Source organism: Pseudoalteromonas sp. S3431 (assembly GCF_000690035.1).
Lineage (GTDB): Bacteria > Pseudomonadota > Gammaproteobacteria > Enterobacterales > Alteromonadaceae > Pseudoalteromonas > Pseudoalteromonas fuliginea.
In genome coordinates this window covers 1-7,016 of record NZ_JJNY01000115.1, presented here as the reverse complement: position 1 = coordinate 7,016, position 7,016 = coordinate 1, and the positions used below count along the sequence as shown (strand labels likewise).

The 7,016-nt window shown below is 37.8% G+C and carries 5 protein-coding genes; 2 read left to right on the top strand and 3 right to left on the bottom strand.

Going from position 1 to position 7,016, the window contains the following annotated elements; all coding sequences use genetic code 11:
• The first annotated feature begins 428 nt into the window (after positions 1 to 428).
• Positions 429 to 1,493 (top strand): CDP-glycerol glycerophosphotransferase family protein, encoded by a 1,065-nt coding sequence (locus DO88_RS00745; protein ID WP_007376769.1) that lies wholly within the window; start codon positions 429 to 431, stop codon positions 1,491 to 1,493.
• Positions 1,494 to 1,893: 400 nt separating this feature from the next.
• On the opposite strand, the gene DO88_RS00750 is transcribed toward DO88_RS00745, so the two are convergent.
• The 3 genes from DO88_RS00750 to DO88_RS19295 form a co-directional block, all read right to left on the bottom strand.
• A complete protein-coding gene (locus DO88_RS00750; RefSeq protein ID WP_033041059.1) occupies positions 1,894 to 2,307 on the bottom strand; it encodes an adenylyltransferase/cytidyltransferase family protein in 414 nt (137 codons plus the stop codon).
• Between the two features lie 346 nt (positions 2,308 to 2,653).
• Positions 2,654 to 3,127 (bottom strand): peroxiredoxin, encoded by a 474-nt coding sequence (locus DO88_RS00755; protein WP_033041057.1) that lies wholly within the window; start codon positions 3,125 to 3,127, stop codon positions 2,654 to 2,656.
• Positions 3,128 to 3,304: 177 nt separating this feature from the next.
• On the bottom strand, positions 3,305 to 3,799 hold the full coding sequence (locus DO88_RS19295; protein WP_442960149.1) for a methyl-accepting chemotaxis protein: 495 nt from the start codon (positions 3,797 to 3,799) through the stop codon (positions 3,305 to 3,307).
• A 1,623-nt stretch (positions 3,800 to 5,422) separates the two neighbouring features.
• On the opposite strand from DO88_RS19295, the gene DO88_RS00760 reads away from it, so the two are divergent.
• Positions 5,423 to 6,859 carry a capsule assembly Wzi family protein gene (locus tag DO88_RS00760; protein ID WP_033041054.1) on the top strand — a complete coding sequence of 479 codons (1,437 nt, stop codon included), beginning with the start codon at positions 5,423 to 5,425 and terminating at the stop codon, positions 6,857 to 6,859.
• Positions 6,860 to 7,016 lie beyond the last annotated feature (157 nt).

Genomic DNA, 7,016 nt, shown 5'->3' with positions numbered 1-7,016 from the left:
CGTTAAATTGATCAAAGATTTATGCAGGTTGGTATTAAATACCGATATAGCGCAATATGTTATTAGGGCGTGTTGTTCTCTGGTGGTTTAATTTGCAGTAGTATGTTTGGTTTTTAGGCAAGGCAGAACCTATGTTGTGTGGTGTTCTTGTGTGGTGTTCCCCATAAATAGGCGATACGCAGCATAAATGCCAAACATGCGCCACCCTTGGGTTCGCCCTAGGGGCGATTGACTCTTTGTTGCTCGGCTTTGACTTATTCTTACATGGATGTAAGCCAGTAGGGTAAAGCAGGAGCCGTTATCAGGTTACAAATCTCGAGCCGAGATTAAATTGCCCCTAGATTGAACAAATTTCAACATGCCCTAAACCCCTTAGTCAAAGTTTAGATTAAATACTTTTACTTTTTCAGTTAAAAAAGGAACCACCAGTGCTAAATAAAGATCTGCCTTCTCTAAACAAAACAAGCGAATTTAAATATTTGTTTTTTGTAAATTTATCGTACTCGTTTAACGTCTTAAGACCCATAGAGCACGAAATAAAAAAGCGAGGAGGCAGCGTTGCTTGGTTTATTCCTACTGGAAGTGAAGCAGAGGGCTTTTTACAGCCTGATGATTACCAGCTACTCAACATAAAAGAAGTTAAAGAATATAACGCCAATGCCACACTTGCGCCTGGTAACGTGATCCCTCATTTTTTTCCTGGGATTAAAGTGCAGGTTTTTCATGGCTTTGATTCGGGCAAAAAGAACAAATTTAATATTAGAGGATTTTTTGACTTATATTGCACACAAGGTCCAAATATTACTCAAGGGTTTAATGATATTAACGATGGCACTTGCGATGTAGTCGAAACCGGCTGGTCAAAGTTAGATCCTTTATTTACTGAGCATAAAGACATAGCGCTATATCAATCTGATAAGCCTACCATATTATATGCCCCCACTTTTTCGCCAAAGCTAACAAGTACCTACAAGCTTTACCCTTATATTAAAGCGCTATTAAAAACACAAAACTGGCAGTGGATAGTAAAGCTTCATCCAAAAGCGACAAGCGAAGAAATTGAAATGTATAAATCACTCGCCTGCGAAAACCTCACCTTTATTACCACCGGTGATGTGATTCCAATTCTACAGGCTACCGACATTATACTGTCTGACACATCATCAATTATTACCGAATTTGCATTACAAGAAAAAGTAGCCGTTGCGTTTAACAACCGCAAACCTAAAGACTGGATGATTAACTTTAGTAACGAAGCCGACCTAGAAAGTACTTTAATAAGCGCTTTTCAAAAAGATGAGCACACATTAGAAAAAGTAAAACAATACTGCGACAGCGTTCATCCATACAGAGATGGCAAGTCGAGTGTGAGGGTATTAGGCGCTATTAATAATTTAATTTGTTCTGGTACATCTCACCTAAAAAGAAAACCTTTAAACTTACTTCGTAAATTTAAAATTAGAAAAAGCCTAAATTACTATTGGTGGTCATAACTTTAAAGCCAAGCAATCACATATAAAACAAAGGATTATTGGATTTTTAGGGTTAAAACTTGTTTTAGCTGGGCTTTTATACCAATTAGCATAATTAATACCAATTCACTTAATTAAGTGAGCTATTTTGAGGTAAGAAAATCGTGTCGATAACAAGGCAAAAATTTCGTTATTTAGTTATTCTATAACAGAAATTTTTAACGCAGTTAACGTCAGATTTGATCCCTCAAATTGATTAAGTATTATTGCGGATTGGTATAAGTAACCTGAACTTTGGATAATAAATTTATCTCAAGCAAAGTTCAGGTTAAGTATTATTGCGGATTGGTATTTATGCGCCGTTATAACCTATGTATGGGAAATAAAAACACTCTAAACTAGATACGATTTTAATCAGGTTTTATATTTTACTAAGTACTTCACGTAAAATAGTGCTCGAAGTATGCGTAGTGTAAGGGAAATACATTATTTCAACTCCCCGCTTAGCAAAGTCTTCTTCTATTGCGTTCCACTTGTCAGTGCCTTTCCAATCGTCTCCGACAAACATTTTGTCAAATTTAAAATTATTCCACGCTTCTAGTTTGTCATAATTAACTTGAGGAACAACCTCATCCACAAACTTAATCGCTTCGACAATTTCTAGCCTTTCTTGAAAAGGGATTACCGGCTTTTTGTTTTTAACCGATATAGATAACTCATCGCTTGTTACCCCAACAATAAGGTAATCACACTCTAGCTTTGCGCGTTTAAGTACATTGAGATGACCAATATGAAACAGATCAAAAACCCCAGTGGTATAGCCTATTTTTTTCATTTCAAAACCTACGACTAAAAGTAACACCCTAATAATTTAGTACGTAGGATAACATAAGCATAAACATGAATAAAAATCAGGAACAAACCAATACAAACCTGCACTAAAGCTAACATAGTATAATTAACCTAAACTCTGGATAATAAATCTATCTTAAGCAGTTCTTTTTAGCGCTAACTGCGTTAAATTCACTTGCAATAGGCCAGCTATCAATGCGTAATTTCGCCTTATTTTCACTGAAACTTTCTGACTAGAGGAAATAAATTTAAATACCATTATGGTTAAATGAAGTTGTAAAAAGCCTGAATTTTATCCACGTTTAAAATGTAACTCTACTTTTTATACTTTACAGCTTTTCTAAAACGTATTCTGCGCGGCTTACTGCAAATTCTTTATCTTGTTCTACAAACAAACCGGTTACTACCGAGTTATCAACAATCATTGCGTAGCGTGAAGAACGTATACCGCCAAAGCCAGCGGTGTCTTTATCAAGGCCTAATGCCTTAGTAAAGCTTGCATCACCATCGGCAAGCATGGCAATTTCTTGTGCGTTTTGTGAATCGCCCCATGCTTTCATAACAAATGCATCATTAACTGATACACAGTAAATAGCGTCAATACCTTTTGCTTTAATTTTATCAGCAAGGGTAATAAATTCTGGTAAATGAGCATTTGAACAGGTTGGTGTAAACGCGCCTGGCACAGCAAACAGCACAACTTTTTTACCTTCAAATAACTCACTGTTCGTCAATGTTTGCATGCCGTCGTTAGTTAATTGCGTAAGTGTTACAGCCGGTAACGTTTGGCCTTGTTCAATCATAATAAATCCTTAAAAAAATATTGAAACGTAATGAATTTTTAGCTTATCGCTTAATGCGACTAACATACAGCTTTGTTTATTTTTTAAGGCCCAAGCTACCTTTTATTGTTTGCATTTGCTGCTGTAGCTGATTACGAATATCATCAACAAGTAAACTGGATTCACTCACTTGCCCTTTCATGCTTTGCATTGATTTACTAAAATTGTCGAGTAAGCTACTCTGCTACTCTGCTGCTTTGCCAGTTCCATTGCCTCAAAAGCAACGCTGTTTGCACTTTGAGCATTGCTGGCTACCCCTTCGGAGTTTAGTTTTAGCTCTTGAGCATTTTGTGTTTGCGACTGTGCACCGTTGGCCAATGCTGATATTTGCGTAGACACCACTCGCGAGTTTTCAGTTAGCAAGCTTAGTTGATCGTTTATATCGCTAAGCGATCCTTGTGTTTGCCGCGCTAACTGCCTTACTTCATCAGCAACCACAGCAAAGCCACGTCCGTGCTCTCCTGCACGTGCTGATTCAATCGCTGCATTTAGGGCTAAAAGGTTAGTTTGATCGGCAATATTACGAATAACCTCAATAATTTTACCCACCCCATCAACACCTGTTAGTAACTCTTGTATGCTTTGCATTCCTTGCTCTACACGCACTTGCGTATCAGAACTGGCATCTAACATATTTGCTGAAAAGCCCAAACTTTGCTCCATTGCAGTAAATGTACTTTGTGCGTTATCGGCCACCTGTGCATTTATATCATTTACCAGCTCCCCAATACGTTGAATGTCGCTTAATAAGTTTTGATTTTGTTCTACTTGCCCATGGCTAAGCGATGCTTGTTGACTAATAGTGTATAAGTTTTCGCTCATCTGCTGCATAAAACTGTTAACCACCTTTAGCATTTGTGCCCGCTCTTGCGCTTCAGTTCGCTGCCTATCGATGAGTTGATTAAAAAACTGCGCAATCTCACCAATCTCAGTTTTTGAATTTTTACTTTCAATACTCTTAAGCTCATTACTTTCAATTAAAAAAGCAAAGCCATCTCGTAATTGCCTAAGCGGGTTTAGTACTTGATTACGTTGTACAAAATAAACGCCCGCAGCCAATATAACCAACGTACCTATTGCAACACAAAATACCCAAAGTACTTGCTGCTTTAAATTATCTTGCTCAGCATTAATAACCGTATTTGAAAGTGCACTAATTTGTGAGCGTAACGCATTAGAGCCATTTTCTCGTAACTGAGTTTGCTTAAGGGTACTTGCTAAATCACGCGGATAACGATTAGGCCAACTGACAAGCTCTGACTTTATTTCGTCGCCAAGGTCTTCGGCTTCTTCATCAATAAATAGAGCGTCTTCGTCAACGGCACTCATAACACCTAAATTAGGAAGCTGCTCAATAGCTTGTGCTAATTTATTTAAATTTACGATGCTTTGCTGCAAGCTTTGTTCTGTGTTTTTATCGTACTGAACAATAAGTTGATAGGTAAATAAAGATAAGTTAATTACTTCAGTGTAATAATCACTCGCCAGAGAGTAATACATTAGCGCATGGTTATTTTGCTCCGGTGCTTTTTTAGCGTAGCTAATCAATGTTGATGCTGAGCCTGCCATTTGCCTAAGCGCGTTATCAAGTAGTGCGGTTTCGTTACCCGAAAGCTTACCAAGTGCACGGTATTTTCCATTTATGTCATTGTTGAGGTTCGTTAATTGCTGTTCAAGCGTTGTGCTTAACTCACTTGGCAATATAGATAATTGATTAACTTTAACGTTGTTAATTAAAGTAGAGGCTTGATTTAAATATTGGTTGTCACCTTGGTCTAAGTAACGCCCTAAATAACCGGCTAAATCAACTAAAATAGTATTTTTTAGTTGGCTGTATGCAGTATTTTGCTGCTCTAGCTTAAGTAAAGTTTGGCTTGCCCAAAATAAGGTAGAGCCTAATAAAATACTCGCCAAAGCCAATAATATAGCCAGTAACCGGGTAATAGATGACACGCGCATAAATCTTAGCTCCAATAGTGAGTGCGCGCTTAGAGTATTAACTATTTATGACAATTTTATGTAAACCACCTTTAAAGGCCGAGTTATTCAACAATTTTTAATGCAACCAATACAAAAGAACTGCTTATAACAACATGACAAGGCTGCGCCTAATAACCATAAATACCCTCAATGATTGAAAGCTCAAAGCGGTAAACTTTTCGTTTAGCCTTTGCTTTTCTTCTTTCTTACTCAAGCGTTTATTGTTAACCTCGCATTTACGTTTTTACTTGAACTAATTTTGCTAACGGAATAATTATGCTAAAAAAAATATCGCTGCTCGTCGGGTTGGCAATCAGTACAAATGCGATGGCTAAAGGTGGCGTATCTCCTTATTTACCTTTAAATCAAGCACCCGAACTTGAGCACCAAATACAACGTCTTTTAGCGGTTAGTAAAAATACACATATAATGAGTAAGCCTTATAAAGCGCACGATATTTATAAGGTTTTGCAAACTGTAAGACACTCCTACCCTGAGCTTTACCAAACATTGTCGTATCAAATTAGTCCTTACGTGCAAAGCGATGCCGGCACTTTTGCCAAAGTAACACTCGCTGCGGGCACAAAAGATAAAACTCTCCCTAATCAACGCGGCCAAACAACTAAAACTAACTTAATAGTTGAAGGCGGTGCGTATGCTAATTTTGGCCGTTACTTTGGTGTAAGTGTTGCTGGTATAGCCAACGAAGACGAAATACTCCCAACACAAAGCTTTGTTTACCTTGGTTATAAATATGCTCAGCTAGATATTGGCTACCGCGAGCATTGGTACTCACCATTTAACGACAGCGCCATGTTATTAAGCACGCAAGCTAAAACCACGCCTTCTATCACGCTGAGCAATGTAGAGCCAATTACCAGCTTTAATATTCGTTACGATATGTTTATTAGTAAAATGACAGAGCAAAGCGGGATATTAAAAACGGCTAAAATTACAGGAACTAAAAGACTGTATGAACAAGGAGAACCTTATTTATTTGGTTTACATACCAGTTTCGCAGCAACCGATAATTTAACAGTAGGTTTAAGCCGTTTAATGCAGTTTGGTGGAGGAACTCGCAAAGTTAGCTTAAAAGACTTCCTTGAAGGCTTTTACCAACCAGGTACAAAAGATAATGTGGGAATAGGTGACTCAAGTGATGCCAACTTTGAACTTGGTGATCAATTAGGCTCAATAACCTTTGCCTATAATAACAGTATTTATGCACTACCGTTCGAGCTTTATGGTGAGGTAGCGCTTGAAGATACATTGGGTGGTGGTAGAAATAACTCTTATAGCTTTGGGCTATATTTACCATTTATTACAAATAATCACAGCTTGCGTATTGAACACAGCAACTGGCAAGATGGTTGGTACTTTAATGGTATATATTTAGATGGCAACCGAAACTCAGGTAATGTAATTGGCCACTGGGCAGGTGATGAACACGATTACAACGACTATACACCTGCTAAATCGATGAGCGTAAACTGGCATTGGCAATTAAGTAAAATAGAGAGCTTAAATACCACAATTCGTATGCTTAAAAATAAAAATGAAGCTTATAAAACAAGCTACGAATTACAAACAGCGTACACGCGTAAATTAAGCAAACCTATTATGGGCGCAAAAAGTTGGGGCGCGGAGCTATATCAAGGTAAAGATGTATACGGAGAAACATTTGCTAGGTTAGGCTTATTTGCTAATTTTTAACACCTTGTAGGTGCGAATTTACTTCGCGCTTTGTAACGTGGCTTGGGTGTTTAAAAAGCGAGGTGTAAAACCTCACCTACAACATACGCCAAACCGTAGGTGCGAATTCACTTCGCGCTTTGTAACGTGGCTTTAATGTTTAAAAAGCGAGGTGTAA